The organism is Pseudomonas sp. KSR10, assembly GCF_022355455.1.
Classification (GTDB): domain Bacteria; phylum Pseudomonadota; class Gammaproteobacteria; order Pseudomonadales; family Pseudomonadaceae; genus Stutzerimonas; species Stutzerimonas stutzeri_E.
In genome coordinates this window covers 1,569,298-1,587,588 of record NZ_JAKOEN010000019.1, presented here as the reverse complement: position 1 = coordinate 1,587,588, position 18,291 = coordinate 1,569,298, and the positions used below count along the sequence as shown (strand labels likewise).

The window sequence follows — 18,291 nt, the reverse complement described above, 5'->3', positions numbered from 1 at the left end:
GACTTTTGAGTCAGGAATTAGTTGACCGAAAAGTCAGATAAGGCTAATTTCCCCACCAGAGCCCAGAACAAAAACTCCCCGGAGGCCCGCCTTGATCCAGTTTCTTCTCAATCGAGAACTGCGCCGTGAGCAGACACTCGATCCGAATACCACCGTGCTGGAATACCTGCGCGAATATCGTGGCAAATCAGGCACCAAAGAAGGCTGCGCCTCCGGCGACTGCGGTGCCTGCACCGTCGTGGTCGGCGAGCTGGACGGTGATCGCCTGCGCTACCGCACGCTCAATTCCTGCCTGACCTTCGTCTCCGCCTTGCATGGCAAACAGCTGATCACCGTGGAAGACCTCAAACATCAGGGCCAATTGCACAGCGTTCAGCAAGCCATGGTTGATTGCCACGGCTCGCAATGCGGCTTCTGCACGCCAGGCTTCGTCATGAGCCTGTTCGCCCTGCAGAAATCAGCGGATGGTTTCGACAAGGCCGACACCCACGAAGCGCTGGCCGGCAACCTCTGCCGTTGCACAGGCTACCGTCCGATCCTGGAAGCCGCCGAGCAGGCCTGCTGCGGCCAGCAGCCGGATCAGTTCGATGCGCGCGAAGCCGAAACCATCGCCCAGCTGAAAGCCATCGAGCCACGCGAAACCGCCGAGCTGAACAGTGGCGACAAGCGCTGCCTATCGCCGTTGACCGTGGGCGACTTGGCGGAGATCTACGGCGCGAACCCGGACGCACGCCTGCTGGCCGGCGGCACGGACCTCGCCCTGGAAGTCACCCAATTCCACCGTGAACTGCCGGTGATGATCTACGTCGGCCATATTGCGGAGATGAAGAAGATCGAGGTCACCGACACGGGTATCGAGATCGGCGCAGCCACGCCGCTCACCGATTGCTACGAAGTGTTGGCCAACGAATACCCGGACTTTGGCGAACTGTTGCACCGCTTCGCTTCGCTGCAGATCCGCAACCAGGGCACGCTTGGCGGCAACATCGGTAACGCTTCGCCTATCGGCGACTCACCACCACTCTTGATCGCACTGGGCGCTCAGGTGGTGCTGCGCAAGGGCAGCAACAGCCGGACCCTGCTGTTGCAGGACTACTTCATCGACTACAAGGTCACCGCCCGGGAACAAGGCGAGTTCATCGAGAAGATTATCGTCCCGCGCGCGCAGGCGAACCGGGTATTCCGCGCCTACAAGGTGTCCAAGCGCCTCGACGATGATATCTCCGCCGTCTGTGCGGCCTTCGACCTGAAGCTCGAAGATGGGGTTATCGATGATGCCCGCGTCGCCTTCGGCGGCATGGCAGCCATTCCGAAGCGCGCGGTTGCCTGCGAACGAGCCCTGATCGGCGCGCCGTTCAATGCCGACACCATCGAACAGGCCTGCGAAGCACTGGAAAAAGACTTCACGCCGCTCACCGACTTCCGTGCCAGCCGCGAATACCGCCTGCTGGTCGCACAGAACCTGCTGCGCAAATGCTTCCACGAACAACAAGCGCCGGCGTACGAGACGAGGGTCACTTGCTATGCATAAGCCAACCAAATCTCAAGAGGAACTGGCCGCCCTGTTCACGCAGGACCTGGTCACCGGCGTCGGCCGCAGCGTCAAGCACGACAGCGCGCCCAAGCACGTCACCGGCGAGGCGGTCTATGTCGATGACCGCCTGGAATTTCCCAACCAGCTGCACGTGTATGCCCGCATGAGCGACCGCGCCCATGCCCGGATCGTCAACATCGATACCAGCCCCTGCTACAAGGTGCCGGGCGTCGCCATCGCCATTACATCGAAGGACGTACCAGGTCAGCTGGATATCGGCGCGGTCATGCCCGGCGATCCGTTGCTGGCCGATGGCAAGGTCGAGTACGTCGGCCAGCCGGTGATCGCCGTCGCCGCCGACAGCCTGGAAACCGCCCGTAAGGCGGCCCTGGCCGCGATCATCGAATACGAAGATCTGGAGCCGGTGATCGATGTGGTCGACGCACTGCGCAAGAAGCATTTCGTGCTCGACAGCCATACTCACAAGCGCGGGGATTCGGCCGGCGCACTGGCCACCGCGCCGCGCCGCCTGCAGGGCAGCCTGCATATCGGCGGCCAAGAACATTTCTATCTGGAAACCCAGATCTCCTCGGTGATGCCGACCGAGGACGGCGGCATGATCGTCTACACCTCTACGCAGAACCCTACCGAGGTGCAAAAGCTGGTCGCTGAAGTGCTCGGCGTCTCGATGAACAAGATCGTCATCGACATGCGTCGCATGGGCGGCGGCTTCGGCGGCAAGGAAACCCAGGCAGCAGGTCCCGCCTGCATGTGCGCCGTGATTGCGCACCTGACCGGCCGCCCGACCAAGATGCGCCTGCCACGCATGGAAGACATGACCATGACCGGCAAGCGGCACCCCTTCTACGTCGAGTATGACGTCGGCTTCGATGATGACGGCCTGCTGCACGGTATCGAGATCGACCTGGCCGGTAACTGCGGCTATTCGCCGGACCTGTCTGGCTCCATCGTCGACCGCGCCATGTTCCACTCCGACAACGCCTATTACCTGAGCGACGCTACGATCAATGGCCATCGCTGCAAGACCAACCTGGCTTCGAACACTGCCTACCGCGGCTTCGGCGGCCCGCAAGGCATGGTTGCCATCGAGGAGATCATGGACGCAGTAGCGCGGCAGCTGGGCAAGGACCCGCTGGACGTGCGCAAGCGCAACTACTACGGCAAGACCGAGCGCAACGTCACGCCGTACTACCAGACAGTCGAGCACAACATGCTCGAAGAGATGACCGCCGAGCTCGAAGCCAGCAGCGAGTATGCGAAGCGCCGCGAGGAGATCCGCGCGTTCAATGCCAAGAGCCCGATCCTCAAGAAGGGCCTGTCGCTGACCCCAGTGAAGTTCGGCATCAGCTTCACCGCCAGCTTCCTCAACCAGGCCGGCGCGCTGGTGCACGTCTACACCGACGGCAGCATCCACCTGAACCACGGCGGCACCGAGATGGGTCAGGGCCTGAACACCAAGGTCGCGCAGGTGGTGGCCGAGGTGTTCCAGGTCGGCATCGACCGCATCCAGATCACCGCGACCAACACCGACAAGGTGCCCAACACCTCGCCGACAGCGGCCTCCTCCGGCGCCGACCTCAACGGCAAGGCCGCGCAAAACGCGGCGCAGACCATCAAGCAACGCCTGATCGAATTCGCCGCGCGGCATTACCAGGTCACCGAAGAGGACGTGGAATTCAAGAACGGCCAGGTCCGCATTCGCGACCAGTACGTCTCCTTTGACGAGCTGATCCAGCAGGCCTATTTCGGCCAGGTTTCGCTGTCGTCCACCGGCTTCTACCGCACGCCGAAGATCTACTACGACCGCAGCCAGGCACGCGGCCGGCCGTTCTACTACTTCGCCTATGGCGCGGCCTGCTCGGAAGTGATCGTCGACACTCTGACCGGCGAGTACAAGATGCTGCGCAGCGACATCCTGCATGACGTCGGCGCTTCGCTGAACCCGGCCATCGACATCGGCCAGGTGGAAGGCGGCTTCGTCCAGGGTATGGGCTGGCTGACCATGGAAGAGCTGGTGTGGAATGACAAGGGCAAGCTGATGACCAACGGCCCGGCCAGCTACAAGATCCCGGCGGTGGCGGACATGCCGCTGGACTTGCGGGTCAAGCTGGTGGAAAACCGCAAGAACCCGGAGGACACGGTGTTCCACTCCAAGGCCGTGGGTGAGCCGCCGTTCATGCTCGGGATTTCGGTCTGGTGCGCGATCAAGGATGCGGTGGCGAGCCTGGCGGACTACAAGGCCCAGCCGAAGATCGACGCGCCCGCGACACCCGAGCGGGTGCTCTGGGGGGTTGAGCAGATGCGCAAGCTGAAGCGGACGGCCGTCGCGGTCGAGGCAACGGAAACTACGCCAGCCTGACGTAAGGTGGACAACGCTTTGCTTGTCCACCTTCAACGCAACATGATGTTTTCGGTGGAAGACGTTTCTCGGTCTTCCACGGGGCGGCCACCCGCACTACGAAGGACATATACATGAGCAATACCGCCTGGATCGACGCCCTCGCCGAACTGCAACACAAAGGCGAACCCTGCGTGCTGGTGACCATCATCGAGGAGCGTGGCTCGACGCCGCGCAATGCCGGTTCGAAGATGGTGGTGAGCCGCGATCGACTGTACGACACCATCGGCGGCGGCCATCTGGAATACAAGGCACAGGCGATTGCGCGGGAGATGCTTGAAAACCGGGTGCGTGATACGCGGCTGGAACGCTTTTCCCTGGGCGCGAGCCTCGGCCAGTGCTGCGGCGGCGCTACCGTGCTGCTGTTCGAGCCCATGGGCCAACCGCAGGCGCATATTGCGGTGTTCGGTGCCGGCCACGTCGGCCGCGCATTGGTGCCCCTGCTCGCCAGCCTGCCGTGCAAGGTGCGTTGGATCGATTCTCGTGAAAGCGAGTTCCCTGTGCATATCCCGGCGGGTGTCGAAAAGGTGGTCAACGACGAGGTGGTCGATGAAGTGGCAGAGATGCCTGCGGGCAGCTACTTCATCGTCATGACCCACAATCACCAGCTCGACCTCGAACTGACCGCAGCCATCCTTGAACGTAACGATTTCACCTATTACGGGCTGATCGGTTCGAAGAGCAAGCGCGCCAAGTTCGAACACCGTCTGCGCGACCGCGGCTTCCAACCGGAAACGGTGCAACGCATGCGCTGCCCGATGGGCATCGCTGAGGTGAAGGGCAAGCTGCCAATCGAAATTGCCGTGTCCATAGCCGGTGAAGTGATCGCCACCTACAACGCCAACTTCGGTGAAAAGACCGTCGACGGTGAAAAGCCAGTGCCCATGCTTGTCCCTGCATCGCGCCGCTCTCAGACGGGCTGAACACGGGCCTCGCTCTCTTTCTGGGAGGCCCGTCACGCGGCGAACCGGCCATAGACTGGCCAGGCCGACAGCAGGCCTCCTACACAAACGTCTTACCTCTATACAACGATTCCGAGACTCACCATGCCCCAATCAAAAGCCTACCGTGCCGCCCTGCTCCACTGCCTTGCCGACCCGCGCGAGGTGGGCATCGAGCAATCCCATGAATATTTCGAAGACGGCCTGCTGGTTGTAGAGGATGGAAAGGTCGTCCAGATCGGCAATGCTGCTGACCTGCTTCCAACCCTGAAAGCCGGCACCGATGTGGTCGAGTACCCCGACGCGCTGATCACCCCCGGCTTCATCGATACCCACATCCACTACCCGCAGGTTGGGGTGATCGGCTCCTACGGCACACAGCTGCTGGATTGGCTGGAAACCTATACCTTCCCCAATGAAGGCCGCTTTAGCGACATGGCCCATGCCCGCGAGCAAGCCGACCTGTTCCTCGGCGAGTTGCTGCGCAACGGCACCACCACGGCTCTGGTGTTCGGCACAGTACACAAGCAATCGGTGGACGCCTTCTTCGAAGCGGCGGAAAAGCTCAACCTACGCATGATCGCCGGCAAGGTGCTGATGGACCGCAACGCCCCGGAGTTCCTCACCGACACCGCCGAGTCCGGCTACGCCGACAGCCGCGAGCTGATCGAGCGCTGGCACGGCAAGGGCCGTCTGCATTACGCCGTCACCCCGCGTTTCGCCCCGACCAGCACGCCGGAGCAGCTCACCCTGGCCGGCAAGCTGTTCGCCGAATTCCCCGACCTGTACATGCACACCCACATCTCCGAGAACAAGCAGGAGGTCGAGTGGGTCAAGGAGCTGTTCCCCGAGCGCAAGGGCTATCTGGACGTCTACGACCACCACGGCCTGATTGGCCCGCGCTCGGTGTTCGCCCACGGCATCCACCTGTGCGACGACGAGTGCAAACGCCTGGGTGAGACCGGCTCGGCGGTGTCGTTCTGTCCGACCTCCAACCTGTTCCTCGGCAGCGGCCTGTTCGATCTGGCCAAGGTGGAAGGCTTCGGTGTGCGCGTCGGCCTGGGCACCGATGTCGGCGGCGGCACCAGCTTCTCGCAACTGCAAAGCCTCAATGAGGCCTACAAGGTGCTGCAGCTGCAAGGGCAGAAACTCGATGCGTTCAAGGCGCTATACCTCGCCACGCTCGGCGGCGCACGCGCGCTGTATCTGGATGACAAGATCGGCAATCTGCAGCCGGGCAAGGATGCCGACTTCGTCGTGCTCGACTACAAGGCGACTCCGCTGATCGACTACCGCCTGAGCCAGGCCACGGCGCTGCAGGAAAAGCTTTTCGCGCTGATGATTCTCGGCGACGACCGCGCGGTGAAGGAGACCTACGCCGCCGGGGTTTCGGTGCATCGAAAGACATCGTGAACAGCGGTACCAGGACTTGCTGATTGACCGTCTCGCCATCGACGCAAGCTACAGGCGTGGCCGCGTGGATCGATAAAGCGTGATCCACCCTACGGCTCGGAGCCACAGCCGTGCGTAGGGTGGATGTCGCTTTTTACATCCACCATCGGGTCGCTCGGAGGCTCGACGGACGCGTGGATCGATAAAGCGTGATCCACCCGGCTCGGAGTCACAGCCGTGCGTAGGGTGAATGTCGCTTTTTTACATCCACCATCGGGTCGCTCAGGGCTCGACGAACGCGTGGATCGATAAGGCGTGATCCACCCTACGGCTTGAGCGCTGCCATCAGCGTGTCGAGGTTGTGTTCGAACATGCCCAGGTAGGTACTGGCCGGTCCGTCGCTGGCCAGCGCATCGGAATACAGGGTACCGCCAACGGTGGCGCCGGCCTCGTCGGCGATCTGCTTGATCAGCCGGGGATCGCGAATGTTCTCCACAAACACTGCCCGTACGCCTTCGCTGCGCACCTGGCGAATCAAGGCCGCCACCTCGGCGGCCGATGGTTCGTCATGGGTAGACAGCCCCTGTGGCGCGATGAATTTCAATTGCCAGGCTTGCCCCAAATAGCCGAAGGCATCATGGCTGGTTACCACCTTGCGCTGGCTGGCCGGCAGGCGGGCGATGCGGGCATCGGCGCGCTTGAGCAACGCATGCAGACGGCTCAGATAGTCATCGCGACGCGCTTCGTATTCTTCCCGGTGGCTGGGGTCGAGCTGCACGAGCGCCTTGGTGATGTTGCGCACGTAGATCTCGGCATTGTTCAGGCTCTGCCAGGCGTGCGGATCCGGCACCCGTTCGCCTTCTTCCTCAAGCATCAACGGAACGACACCGGCGCTGGCGTCGATGCGCTTGCCAGTCGGTTCGCTGCTGGCCAGCAGGCGCTCCAGCCAAGGCTCGAAACCCAGGCCGTTGGCGACGATAAGATCGGCACGCAGCAGTGCCTTGGCATCGTCCGGGCTGGGCTCGTAGACGTGGGCATCGGCGTCGGCATCGACCAGATTAGACAGTTCGATACGCTCACCGCCGACCTCACGGGTCAGGTCTTCAAGGATGCTGAAGCTGGTGACCACCTTGAGCCGCTCGGCCGCGTGCAGTGAGAGAGGCAGCCACAGGGCCAGCACGATGAGCAGGTAACGCATGATGAACACCTCAGACGGTCATGGGTAAAGAAGTCGAGCGCAGCAGGCCTTGGACCGGCCCCGCCATCACCGAGAACAGATAGAACGTGCCTGCGAGCAGCACGATGCAAGGCCCGCTGGGTAGGCTGACGCAGAACGACAGCAGCAGTCCCAACCACACGCAGATCGCGCCGAACAGTGCGGCCAGCGGCAATAGAACAATGAGACGTCGACTCCAGAAGCGCGCCGCAGCGGCAGGCAGCATCATCAGCCCGACCACCATCAGCGCTCCGATGGCCTGAAAGCCAATCACCAGGTTGAGCACCACCAGCGTCAGGAAGGCCGCATGCGCCAACGGCCCGAAGCGACTGATGCTGCGCAGGAACAGTGGATCGAGACTGTCCAGCGCAAGGGCGCGATAGCTCAGCGCAAGCACCACCAGGCTGAACACTGCGGTGCCAAGCATGCCGTACAGGGTTGTGGTATCGACCGCCAACGCCGAGCCGAACAGGAGATGCAGCAGGTCCAGCTTGCGTCCCGCCAACCCGAGCAGCAGCACGCCGCCGGCCAGCGAAATGGGGTAGAGCGCGGCGAGACTGGCGTCCTCGCGCAGCCCGGTACGCCGGCTGACCCAGGCTGCGGCACCGGCCATGCCAAGGCCAGCCACCAGCCCACCGGCCGTCAGCGCCGGCAGGCTCAAGCCGAATAGCCAGAACGCCAGCGCCGCACCTGGCAGGATGCCGTGCGCGATGGCATCACCGATCAGGCTCATCCGCCGCAGAATCAGAAACACTCCCAGGGGCCCGGCGCTGCAGGCCAGCGCCACCCCACCGATCAGAGCGCGACGCATGAACGCGAACTCACCGAAGGGCGCCCACAATATTTCCGGCGTCACGCGACCTGCCCGAACCGTTGCCGGTCGGTGATGAACTGCCCGATCGGCGCAAAGATGCAACCACCGCGGGCAATCATCAGCGCCTCGCAGTGCTTCTGGCTCAGCCCGGCGAGGTTGTGGCTGACCCACATTAGCGTCCGTCCCTGCCGCTGCCAGTGCTCGATGTGCTGCCAGAGCAACCGTACCCCTACTTCGTCCAGCGCCGCCTCGGGTTCGTCGAGCAGCAGCAGCTGCGCATCGGTCAAGCTCAGACGAGCCAGCAAGGCACGCTGCAATTCGCCACCGGACAGGGCATGGAGTCCTTGCGTTTGCAGATCGAGCAACCCCCAATCCGCCAAAGCCTGGCGCAAGCGCATCCGCTGTTCGCTACGACCGATACGGCTGCGCCAGAGACCGGCACTGACTAGCTCGGCCAGACGAATCGGAAATTGCCGATCCACCTGCTGCTGTTGCGGCAGATAGGAAACGCCCCCCAGAAGCGGAACGCCCACCTCGATTCGCCCCGCCAGTGGTCGATCCAACCCGGCGATTACCTTGAGCAGGCTGCTTTTACCCGAGCCGTTGCCGCCGATAACGGCGGTCAGGCTCCCGGCTGGCAGCTTCAAGTCGAGGGGCGGCGTGAGCGCAGTTCCACCGGCGCCCCATTGCAAAGCATGGCATTCGATCATCGTCACCTCGCAGATTCGGGGTCCGTCCAGGCGCTCCGCAGTCGGGACCGGCTTCAGCGTTGCAGCGGAAGCCGGCGGCGAATGGTCAGGCACTGGAGCGCCATGAATGTATTAGTTATAACATAACATTATGCGTATTGACCCGAACGCTTGCAACGAGGCGATCAGGCGAGATGGTGCTTTGAAATGGTCAATCGGAGGGGCAACACTTGGAACGACGTGAATGACTGGCAGGTATCGCCAATTAGGCGTGCTACGACCTGAACATAAACCGTTAACGATCGACGCTGACACATCCCTCTCACGACGGAACGCTGGAATCGACAAGCAACCTCCCCCGAGGCTGGGGGCCAAAGCAGGAGGTACGTCAAATCAGGGCAAGTGCGCCCTCACAGACGCAGCGGTACAGAACCAACTTTTGGCGGCAAATGCAGGGGCGCTCAGCTCGCAACGCCCTTAAGAGCTCCAAACCGTAACCGCCTCGAGCCAAAGCAGTGATGGCCTAGCGGGCCGTACGAGGTTTTTTCTTTGCCAATGCCAAGTGCGAGAAGACCGCGTGCAGATCATCCGAAGCGCTGTCTTCGTCGAGGTTGAGCTTGCTGTCGATATGATCCATGTGATGCATCATCAGGCTTACGGCCTTGTCGCTGTCTCGCGCAGCGATGGCATCGATCAGTTGGTTGTGTTCATCGAAGGAACAATGCGAGCGGTTGCCGCTCTCGTACTGGGCAATGATCAGCGATGTCTGGGAAACCAGGCTGCGCTGGAAACTCACCAACGGCGCATTCTTGGCCGCCTCGGCCAACTTGAGATGAAACTCGCCGGACAGACGGATGCCGGCGCCTCGATCACCCCGAGCGAAGCAATCCTGCTCGTCCGCCACCATCTTGCGCAGCTCCGCCAGTTGCTCGCTGCTGGCGTGCTGAACGGCCAGTTCGGTGATGGCGCGTTCTACCATTCGGCGGGCGAAAAAAATCTGTCTCGCCTCTTCGACACTGGGACTCGCGACGACAGCGCCCCGATTCGGTCGCAACAGCACCACGCCTTCATGGGCCAGCCGCGACAATGCGCGACGGATGATGGTCCGGCTCACGCCGAAGATCTCACCCAGGGCCTCTTCGCTGAGCTTGGTACCTGGCGCTAGGCGTTGCTCAAGAATGGCGTCGAAAATATGGGCGTAAACGATGTCGTCCTGTGTCCCCGTCCGGGCCTTGCCGCTTCGTGTCGGCTTTTTTAGAGGCTGCAACTGTTCGTTCATGGTGACTCGCGTCGGAAATGTCGGCAGAACCGAACTTTACTGCCTTTCGGCATCCGGCTGGCAGTAGCCAGCGGCGAAATACGGAAAAAATTCGATATTTATTGTGCACAATCAAATGTTTCAGATTCTTCTCCATGCCCTGCTAGACAACCCCAATAATTTGGCAAGGAGTTTTCGCTCTGTGCGTCGAGAGCCGCTGAATCAGCGAGCATTCAGAAATCCCTGTTGCATTTCTTGTATACAAAAGCATAATCGCGTCAAGCCTTCCTGACTCTTCGGTCAAAAACCCGAACAGAAAGAGCTCTCACCATCACCTGACCTCGAGAGCACCGCTCTGGGTGATAGACAACAAGAACGATGAGGAACACCTTGTGGAAACCACAAAGCAGGAACAGCACACCCTCGCGCTGCAAGCGAAGAATCTTGGCTGGCTCGACCGATTCTTCAAGCTCAGCGCGCATCGCACCAGCATCAAAACCGAACTGCTTGCCGGCCTGACGACGTTCGTCACCATGGCCTACATCATCTTCGTCAACCCGAACATCATGGCCGATGCGGGCGTCGACCATGGCGCGGCGTTCGTCGCAACCTGTATCGGTGCGGCGCTGGGCTGCTTCCTCATGGGCCTGTATGCCAACTGGCCGGTGGGTCTGGCGCCGGGCATGGGCCTCAACGCGTTCTTCACCTACACAGTGGTCGGCGAGATGGGCTACAGCTGGCAGATTGCACTCGGCGCGGTGTTCATTTCTGGTGTGCTGTTCATGATCATGAGCCTGTCACGCATCCGCGAATGGCTGCTCAACAGCATCCCGATGAGCCTGCGCTTCGCGATGGGTGCTGGCGTCGGGCTGTTCTTAGGGCTGATCGGCCTGAAGACCGCCGGTATCGTCGTCGACAGCCCCGCGACGCTGCTAACCATGGGTTCGTTCGGCGAACCCACCGCGCTGCTGGCCGCGATCTGCTTCCTGATGATCGCGGTACTGAGTCATCGCAATGTATTCGGTGCGATCCTGCTCAGTATGCTAGCCGTCACGGGCATCGGCTGGGGCCTGGGGCTCGTGGAGTACAACGGTATCGTCTCGATGCCGCCGAGCCTGGCACCGACCTGGCTGGCAATGGACATCGCCGGCGCGCTGAATGTAGCGATGGTCAGCGTGATCCTGGCGTTCCTCTTCGTGAACATGTTCGACACGGCCGGCACGCTCATGGGCGTCGCGCACCGGGCGCACCTGGTGGACGATGATGGCAAGATCCAGAACCTGTCACGTGCGCTGAAGGCCGATAGTACCTCCAGCGTCGTCGGCGCCTTCGTCGGCTGCCCGCCGGTGACCAGCTATGTCGAAAGCGCCTCGGGTGTCGCCGCTGGTGGTCGCACCGGCCTGACCGCTGTCACCGTTGGCGCACTGTTCCTGGTCGCCATGTTCTTCGCGCCGCTGGCGGGCATGATCCCAGCGTATGCGACCGCGGGCGCGCTGATTTATGTCGCCATGCTGATGATGAGCGGATTGGCGCATATCGACTGGAAGGACCATACCGACACCATTCCGGCTATCGTTACCGTAGTCATGATGCCGCTGACCTTCTCCATCGCCAACGGTATCGCGCTGGGCTTCCTGACCTACGCGACGCTCAAGCTGCTGACGGGTCAGCGCGACAAGGTGTCGATCAGCCTCTATGTGCTGTGTGTGATCTTCATCGCCAAGTTCGCTTTCCTTTAAGGAGAGCGAACGATCAGGCTCCATCGCTTTTTGCGGTGGGGCCTGTTGTATTTCCAGCATGGGCGCCCTGGGCTATCCATAGCGCGACGGCCCGCGACATCACCATCGAAAAACAGCTGAACGAAACACCTGGAACGCAACATTGCCGAGGAGCACTGAGATGAGTCTGGAAACCTGGTTGTTATTCGCGAGCGCGGCGCTGGTGGTGATTCTGATCCCCGGCCCGCTGTCGCTGCTGATGATCAGCAACAGCCTCAACTACGGCCTGCGTCGCTCCTGGCCGGCGTTCGTTGGCGGTGTCAGCGCATCGATATGCCTGCTCAGCGCCTCCGCTCTTGGGCTCGGTGCGCTTCTGCTGGCCTCGGAGCAGGTATTCAGCCTGTTGAAGATCGTGGGTGCGTTCTACCTATTCTATCTCGCCTGGCAGAGCTGGCAGGAATCACGCCGCCCCGCCAGCGGGCCCAGCGTGGCGACTTCCGAGGTCAGTCCCCGCTTCCGCCAATTGTTCTGGCGCGCCTTTGGTCTGGGCGCGAGCAATCCCAAAGACATTCTGTTTTTTGCGGCCTTTCTGCCGCAGTTTCTCAGTGCTGATCGACCGTTCGTGCCGCAGCTGCTGGTGATGATCTTCACCTGGGCGGTGCTGGACCTGTGCTGCAAGCTCGCTTACGGTCTTGGCGCTCATGGCGCGGCGCGTTATCTGCGCACTGGCAAGGGGCAGGTCTGGTTCAACCGCACCAGCGCGGCGCTGTTTGGGGGCGCGGGAGCGGCTTCGTTGATGAGTCGGTGAAGTTGATAGTGCTTTTGTAGGCGCACAGGGGACGCCCAATCCTTGCTCGCGAATCCAAAACCCAAGCGCTTCGTAAGCAAAACCCGCCCCCTCGCGAAAGCCCCTCACTACCGGGTCAAAAAAAACCCGCCATCAGGGGCGGGTCGTAGGCTCAGGGAGCCAAAGTTTCACGCATGGGAGAGGTATCTGCCGCGTCGCTGCGCGGCAGATGGCATCAGCTACCGCGGTAGGTGGAGTAGCTGTACGGCGAAATCAATAACGGCACATGGTAATGATCCTGCTCGGCGCTGATGCCGAAACGCAGCACCACCACATCCAGAAAGGCCGGCTCAGGCAGCTGCACGCCACGACCTCGGTAATAGTCCCCAGCAGAGAACTGCAGCTGGTAAACACCGGAGCGGTAGTCGTCGCCCTCGAGCAGCGGCGAGTCGCAACGGCCATCGGCGTTGGTCTGGCGCGTGGCGATCAGTTCGAGGCGCTCGCCATCGACACGATAGAGTTCGATACGGATGTCGCTGCCAGGGCAGCCGTGAGCTGCATCCAGCACATGAGTAGTTAAACGTCCCATAGATTCCGGCATCGTAGCTTGGCTGCCGATGCCTGCCTCCTCTTGTGATTGGTGTGGACTGGATTCGAGCATAGCATGCACGCGAGAAAACTAAAGACAGTTTTCACAGAAACTGTACACAATTTTCAACATCTCATCCTGGCCCTAATTCTGCTCTAGATCTCTCGCTCGTGCGACAGAAGAACGCGGTTAACGCTCAAGCGCGAGCACCGCGAGCCAGCCGTTGGATCAACCGATGGGAGAAATTAGCGAATTGTGATTTACAAAGCGCAAAACCTTTTGTATACAATTGGACCATGACGGTCGCCGACACTTCACAGTCGCGACCCGCGGATCAAATAAGGAATAACAACAGTGAGCGCAGACTACCCTCGCGACCTCATCGGCTACGCCGAGAATCCACCCCATCCGCAATGGCCGGGCAACGCCCGTATCGCCCTGTCCTTCGTACTCAATTACGAAGAGGGCGGCGAGCGTTGCGTACTGCATGGCGACAAGGAGTCCGAAGCCTTCCTGTCCGAGATGGTTTCAGCCCAGCCGCTGCAGGGTGTGCGCAACATGAGCATGGAATCGCTCTACGAGTACGGTAGCCGCGCCGGTGTCTGGCGTTTGTTGAAGCTGTTTCGCCGGCACGACATACCACTGACCATCTTCGCGGTCGCCATGGCCGCGCAGCGTCATCCGGACGTGATCAAAGCCATGGTCGCCGACGGCCACGAAATCTGCAGCCATGGCTATCGCTGGATCGACTATCAGTACATGGACGAAGCGCAAGAGCGCGAGCACATGCTCGAGGCCATCCGCATCCTCACTGACATCACCGGTGAGCGTCCGCTGGGCTGGTACACCGGCCGTACCGGACCAAACACACGCCGGCTGGTACGTGAGGAAGGCGGTTTCCTCTACGACTCCGACACCTACGACGACGACCTGCCCTATTGGGATCCGGAATCGACGCCAGACAAGCCGCACCTGGTTATTCCCTACACACTGGACACCAACGACATGCGTTTCACCCAGGTGCAGGGCTTCAACAAGGGTGACGACTTCTTCGAGTACCTGAAGGACGCGTTCGACGTGCTTTACGCCGAAGGCACCGAGGGTGCGCCCAAGATGCTGTCCATTGGCATGCACTGCCGTCTGCTTGGCCGCCCCGCACGTATGGCCGCGCTGCAGCGCTTCATCGAGTACGCCAAGGGTCATGAGCAGGTGTGGTTCGCCCGCCGTGTCGACATCGCCCGCCACTGGCACTCGACTCACCCCTTCACCCAGGAGCGCAGCCAATGACGCCGTTCAAAACCATCAAGCCGTCCACCCTCGATCGCGAGGCCTTCATCGCCACCTTCGCCGATGTCTACGAGCATTCCCCCTGGGTCGCCGACACCGTCTATCAGGCAGGCGTGGACGAGACACTGGATTTCGTCGAGGTGATGCACACCCGCATGTCGCAGGCGATGCTGTCGGCCCCTCACGACACCCAGTTGGCGCTGATCAATGCTCACCCGGACCTCGCCGGCAAGGCCGCCGTGCGCGGTGAGCTGACCGCCTCAAGCACCGCCGAGCAGGCCGGTGCAGGGATTCATGAATGCACGCCCGAAGAGTTCACCCGCTTTACCGAGCTGAACGACGCCTATAAAGCCAAGTTCGGCTTCATCTTCATCATGGCCGTCAAGGGCAGTAACCGGCATCAGATCCTGGCGGCTTTCGAAGAGCGCATGCACAGCTCGCAGGACCAGGAGTTCGCCCGCGCCCTGGCCGAAATCAACAAAATCGCCCTGTTCCGTCTGCAGGCGATGTAAGCAAGAGACCCATCAGACGACACGAAGAGAAGAACAACGTATGAAGAGCTACGCCGTACCTTTCGAAAAATACGTCAACCTGGCCGACGCCCGTCTGGGCACCAAAGCCATTTCCGTCACTGACGATTGGTTTGCCGACGTCAACCGGCTGTTCCAGCCGACGCCGGCCGTATGGAAGGAGGGCGTTTTCGATGACAACGGCAAGTGGATGGACGGCTGGGAGTCGCGCCGCAAGCGCTTCGAAGGCTATGACCATGCGGTCATTCGCCTCGGCGTGCCCGGCTCGATCAAGGGCGTCGACATCGATACCAGCTTCTTCACCGGCAACTTCCCGCCGTCCGCTTCACTGGAAGCCTGCTTCCTCGCCGAAGGCGACCCGGACGACAACACCGTATGGACTGAAATCCTTCCCGCGGTAGAGCTGCAAGGCAACAGCCATCACTACCATGAGATCGCGTTCGACAAGCCGGTCAGTCACCTGCGCTTCAATATCTACCCGGACGGAGGTGTCGCCCGTCTGCGCGTGCATGGCATTCCGTACCGCGACTGGAGCAGCGTTGGCGACAACGAGCAGCTCGACCTGGCGTCGGCGCTCAACGGCGGCCGCGCGCTGGCCTGTTCCGACGAGCATTTCGGTCGCATGAGCAACATCCTCAACCCGGGCCGCGGCATCAATATGGGCGATGGTTGGGAAACCGCACGCCGTCGCACGCCGGGCAACGACTGGGTCATCGTCGCGCTGGGCGCCCCCGGCGAGATCGAGCGCATCGTCGTCGACACCCTGCACTTCAAGGGCAACTACCCGGACAGCTGCAACATCCAGGCGGCTTACGTCAAAGGCGGCACCGACAGCCAGATTGAAACCCAGAGCCTGTTCTGGCGCGAGCTGCTGCCGAGCCAGAAGCTGGAAATGCACGCCGAGCACGAGTTCAGCGAGCAGATCGCCAAGCTCGGCCCGATCACCCACGTGCGCCTGAACATTTTCCCGGACGGTGGCGTTAGCCGTCTGCGGTTGTTCGGCAAGGCGGTGAAGTAAAGAGGAATCCTGGGAGTGAGCAAGGATTGACGTCCCCTCGCTCCTAGGGCTCATTGCCGGCTCAGGCCGGCTGCGGTGGGCTGAAGCGGAACGCCGCCAAGCTCACCTTACAAATCAGCAATACAGATAACGAGCACAGCATGCGCACACTCAAGATCGAACCGTTGACCAAGGAAGCCTTCGCCCCATTCGGTGATGTGATCGAAACCGAAGGCAGCGAGTACTTCATGATCAATAACGGTTCCACCCGCCGCTATCACAAGCTGGCGACGGTTGAGACCACGCAGCCGGACGATCAGGCCATCATCAGCATCTTCGCCGCCGACGCGCTGGACATGCCGCTGGTCATTCGCATGCTCGAACGACATCCGCAGGGCAGCCAGGCTTTCATTCCGCTGCTCGGCAACCCCTTTCTGGTCGTGGTCGCGCCACTTGGCGATGCACCTGTACCGGGTAACGTCCGCGCCTTCCGCAGCAACGGCAGGCAGGGCGTCAATTACCACCGCGGCGTCTGGCACCACCCGGTGCTGACGATCGAAAAGCGGGATGAATTCCTGGTGGTCGATCGCAGCGGTTCTGGCAACAACTGCGACGAGCATTTTTTCACCGAGGACGAGCTGGTTCTCCTCGACCCCCACCGGGACTCCGAACAAGCGATCAATTGATCACCGAGGGGCCATTACCGGAACGGCTGGAAAACACAACCGATACCGGCATGCGTGCTTCGGAACAAGCGGGACACTTGCGACGAGTCGAATAAGAAGAAACAGCGGTTGGTACGCCAGCCGTGCAAGAGGTAATTATCGTGGAAGCACATCTGACCGAATGGCTGAACCTTACTATTCGCTGGATTCACATGATCGTCGGCATCGCCTGGATCGGTGCGTCGTTCTACTTCGTCTGGCTGGAAAACAACCTTAACCGCGCCAACCCCCGCGATGGCCTCTCGGGTGATCTCTGGGCGATTCACGGTGGCGGTATCTACCACCTGGAAAAATACAAGCTGGCCCCGCCGCAGATGCCGGACAACCTGCACTGGTTCAAGTGGGAGGCCTACACCACCTGGCTGTCAGGCGTCGCCCTGCTGATGGTGGTCTACTACCTCAACCCTTCGCTGTATCTGATTGCGCCGGGCAGCGACATGGCGCCAGCGATGGCAATCGCCATCGGCTTCGGCTCGCTGATCGTTGGCTGGTTCGTCTATGACCTGCTCTGCGACTCGCCATTGGGCAAGAAGCCCGCGCTGCTGGGTCTTGTGCTGTTCGTCCTGGTGATTTTCGCCGCCTGGGCCTATTCGCAGGTGTTCAGCGGTCGCGCCGCCTACATTCATACCGGCGCGCTGATCGGCACCATCATGGTCGGCAACGTGTTCCGCATCATCATGCCGGCGCAGCGCGCACTGGTCGCGGCGATCGAGCAGAACCGCACGCCCGATCCGGTATTGCCAGCCAAAGGCCTGTTGCGTTCGCGCCACAACAACTATTTCACCCTGCCGGTGCTGTTCATCATGATCAGCAACCACTTCCCGAGCACCTATGGCAGCCAGTACAACTGGCTGATCCTGGGCGGTATCTCGGTACTGGCGGTCCTGGTACGCCATTACTTCAACACGCGCCATGACAGCAACCGCTTCGCCTGGGCGCTGCCCGCTGCGGCAGTCGGCATGATTTGCCTGGCGTTCGTCACCGCACCTAACCGTCAGCCGGCAGCACCCAACCTGGCTCCAACCTCCCCGGAGCAGGCCAGCAGGAGCGCACAACAGACCGGCACCGCGGCAGAGCCAGAGGCCAGCAATAGCGAGTTCGCCAAGGTTCGCAGCGTGATTGATGAGCGCTGCACGGTTTGCCACGCCGCTCAGCCGAGCAGCCCGCTGTTCAGCGCAGCGCCAGCAGGCGTGATGTTCGATACGCCGGAGCAGATCCGCCAGCAGGCCGCGAAGATTCATGCGCAAGCCGTGGCCAGTCAGATCATGCCGCTGGGCAACATGACCAACATGACCCAGGACGAGCGCGACCTGCTCGGTGCCTGGATCGACAAGGGTGCGCCGATCGATTGATCGCCGCCCGTCAGCCGCGCTCCCGGGCGCGGCTTTTTTTCAT

The 18,291-nt window shown here is 61.4% G+C and carries 16 protein-coding genes; 11 read left to right on the top strand and 5 right to left on the bottom strand.

Annotated elements, in window-relative coordinates; genetic code table 11:
- Nucleotides 1-91 precede the first annotated feature (91 nt).
- The 4 genes from xdhA to guaD all read left to right on the top strand — a co-directional run bounded on the left by xdhA (nucleotide 92) and on the right by guaD (nucleotide 6,307).
- Entirely contained in the window at nucleotides 92-1,531 is a 1,440-nt protein-coding gene (gene xdhA, locus MCB86_RS16170) for a xanthine dehydrogenase small subunit (protein ID WP_045163254.1), read from the top strand.
- Nucleotides 1,524-3,914, top strand: coding sequence for a xanthine dehydrogenase molybdopterin binding subunit (xdhB, locus tag MCB86_RS16165; RefSeq protein ID WP_239611478.1), 2,391 nt, complete (start codon nucleotides 1,524-1,526; stop codon nucleotides 3,912-3,914). Before xdhA ends, xdhB begins: the two co-directional genes overlap by 8 nt.
- 113 nt (nucleotides 3,915-4,027) lie before the next feature.
- Nucleotides 4,028-4,876 carry a xanthine dehydrogenase accessory protein XdhC gene (gene xdhC, locus MCB86_RS16160; protein WP_045163256.1) on the top strand — a complete coding sequence of 283 codons (849 nt, stop codon included), beginning with the start codon at nucleotides 4,028-4,030 and terminating at the stop codon, nucleotides 4,874-4,876.
- A gap of 123 nt (nucleotides 4,877-4,999) precedes the next feature.
- Complete coding sequence (guaD, locus tag MCB86_RS16155) at nucleotides 5,000-6,307, top strand: guanine deaminase (protein ID WP_239611477.1); 1,308 nt, start codon at nucleotides 5,000-5,002, stop codon at nucleotides 6,305-6,307.
- 304 nt (nucleotides 6,308-6,611) lie between these two features.
- Here guaD and MCB86_RS16150 read toward each other — a convergent pair whose 3' ends face one another.
- The 4 genes from MCB86_RS16150 to MCB86_RS16135 form a co-directional block, all read right to left on the bottom strand.
- On the bottom strand, nucleotides 6,612-7,484 hold the full coding sequence (locus MCB86_RS16150) for a metal ABC transporter substrate-binding protein (RefSeq protein WP_239611476.1): 873 nt from the start codon (nucleotides 7,482-7,484) through the stop codon (nucleotides 6,612-6,614).
- Between the two features lie 10 nt (nucleotides 7,485-7,494).
- Nucleotides 7,495-8,313: a metal ABC transporter permease gene (locus MCB86_RS16145; RefSeq protein ID WP_239611475.1), complete on the bottom strand. Its 819-nt coding sequence runs from the start codon at nucleotides 8,311-8,313 to the stop codon at nucleotides 7,495-7,497.
- Nucleotides 8,314-8,354: 41 nt separating this feature from the next.
- On the bottom strand, nucleotides 8,355-9,026 hold the full coding sequence (locus tag MCB86_RS16140; protein ID WP_239611474.1) for an ATP-binding cassette domain-containing protein: 672 nt from the start codon (nucleotides 9,024-9,026) through the stop codon (nucleotides 8,355-8,357).
- A 502-nt stretch (nucleotides 9,027-9,528) separates the two neighbouring features.
- Nucleotides 9,529-10,284, bottom strand: a complete 756-nt coding sequence (locus MCB86_RS16135) for a GntR family transcriptional regulator (RefSeq protein ID WP_045163259.1) — start codon at nucleotides 10,282-10,284, stop codon at nucleotides 9,529-9,531.
- 371 nt (nucleotides 10,285-10,655) lie between these two features.
- Here MCB86_RS16135 and MCB86_RS16130 point away from each other — a divergent pair, with 371 nt between their 5' ends.
- Together MCB86_RS16130 and MCB86_RS16125 are read left to right on the top strand one after the other, a co-directional pair.
- Nucleotides 10,656-12,002, top strand: coding sequence for an NCS2 family permease (locus MCB86_RS16130; protein WP_045163260.1), 1,347 nt, complete (start codon nucleotides 10,656-10,658; stop codon nucleotides 12,000-12,002).
- Nucleotides 12,003-12,162: 160 nt separating this feature from the next.
- On the top strand, nucleotides 12,163-12,789 hold the full coding sequence (locus MCB86_RS16125) for a LysE family translocator (RefSeq protein ID WP_045163261.1): 627 nt from the start codon (nucleotides 12,163-12,165) through the stop codon (nucleotides 12,787-12,789).
- A 214-nt stretch (nucleotides 12,790-13,003) separates the two neighbouring features.
- On the opposite strand, the gene uraH is transcribed toward MCB86_RS16125, so the two are convergent.
- The gene (uraH, locus tag MCB86_RS16120; RefSeq protein ID WP_045163262.1) at nucleotides 13,004-13,357 is read right to left on the bottom strand and encodes a hydroxyisourate hydrolase; all 354 of its coding nucleotides are present in this window, start codon (nucleotides 13,355-13,357) and stop codon (nucleotides 13,004-13,006) included.
- A 354-nt stretch (nucleotides 13,358-13,711) separates the two neighbouring features.
- Between uraH and puuE the strand changes: the two genes are divergently transcribed.
- From puuE to MCB86_RS16095, 5 genes are all read left to right on the top strand, one after another.
- Nucleotides 13,712-14,644 (top strand): allantoinase PuuE, encoded by a 933-nt coding sequence (gene puuE / locus MCB86_RS16115; RefSeq protein ID WP_045163263.1) that lies wholly within the window; start codon nucleotides 13,712-13,714, stop codon nucleotides 14,642-14,644.
- Nucleotides 14,641-15,156, top strand: coding sequence for a 2-oxo-4-hydroxy-4-carboxy-5-ureidoimidazoline decarboxylase (uraD, locus tag MCB86_RS16110; RefSeq protein WP_239611473.1), 516 nt, complete (start codon nucleotides 14,641-14,643; stop codon nucleotides 15,154-15,156). The genes puuE and uraD overlap by 4 nt, the downstream gene beginning before the upstream one ends.
- Before the next feature lie 40 nt (nucleotides 15,157-15,196).
- Nucleotides 15,197-16,192: an allantoicase gene (gene alc, locus MCB86_RS16105; RefSeq protein WP_045163265.1), complete on the top strand. Its 996-nt coding sequence runs from the start codon at nucleotides 15,197-15,199 to the stop codon at nucleotides 16,190-16,192.
- A gap of 140 nt (nucleotides 16,193-16,332) precedes the next feature.
- On the top strand, nucleotides 16,333-16,857 hold the full coding sequence (locus MCB86_RS16100) for an ureidoglycolate lyase (RefSeq protein WP_045163298.1): 525 nt from the start codon (nucleotides 16,333-16,335) through the stop codon (nucleotides 16,855-16,857).
- A 140-nt stretch (nucleotides 16,858-16,997) separates the two neighbouring features.
- Nucleotides 16,998-18,248, top strand: a complete 1,251-nt coding sequence (locus MCB86_RS16095) for a urate hydroxylase PuuD (protein ID WP_045163266.1) — start codon at nucleotides 16,998-17,000, stop codon at nucleotides 18,246-18,248.
- Nucleotides 18,249-18,291: the final 43 nt, after the last annotated feature.

Excerpts from the sequence above, each read along its gene's own strand:
- xdhB (WP_239611478.1), top strand. The coding sequence starts at position 1,524 with ATGCATAAGCCAACCAAATCTCAAGAGGAACTGGCCGCCCTGTTCACG.
- xdhC (WP_045163256.1), top strand. The coding sequence starts at position 4,028 with ATGAGCAATACCGCCTGGATCGACGCCCTCGCCGAACTGCAACACAAA.
- guaD (WP_239611477.1), top strand. The coding sequence starts at position 5,000 with ATGCCCCAATCAAAAGCCTACCGTGCCGCCCTGCTCCACTGCCTTGCC.
- MCB86_RS16150 (WP_239611476.1), bottom strand. The coding sequence starts at position 7,484 with ATGCGTTACCTGCTCATCGTGCTGGCCCTGTGGCTGCCTCTCTCACTG.
- MCB86_RS16145 (WP_239611475.1), bottom strand. The coding sequence starts at position 8,313 with ATGCGTCGCGCTCTGATCGGTGGGGTGGCGCTGGCCTGCAGCGCCGGG.
- MCB86_RS16140 (WP_239611474.1), bottom strand. The coding sequence starts at position 9,026 with ATGATCGAATGCCATGCTTTGCAATGGGGCGCCGGTGGAACTGCGCTC.
- MCB86_RS16135 (WP_045163259.1), bottom strand. The coding sequence starts at position 10,284 with ATGAACGAACAGTTGCAGCCTCTAAAAAAGCCGACACGAAGCGGCAAG.
- MCB86_RS16125 (WP_045163261.1), top strand. The coding sequence starts at position 12,163 with ATGAGTCTGGAAACCTGGTTGTTATTCGCGAGCGCGGCGCTGGTGGTG.
- uraH (WP_045163262.1), bottom strand. The coding sequence starts at position 13,357 with ATGGGACGTTTAACTACTCATGTGCTGGATGCAGCTCACGGCTGCCCT.
- uraD (WP_239611473.1), top strand. The coding sequence starts at position 14,641 with ATGACGCCGTTCAAAACCATCAAGCCGTCCACCCTCGATCGCGAGGCC.
- alc (WP_045163265.1), top strand. The coding sequence starts at position 15,197 with ATGAAGAGCTACGCCGTACCTTTCGAAAAATACGTCAACCTGGCCGAC.
- MCB86_RS16100 (WP_045163298.1), top strand. The coding sequence starts at position 16,333 with ATGCGCACACTCAAGATCGAACCGTTGACCAAGGAAGCCTTCGCCCCA.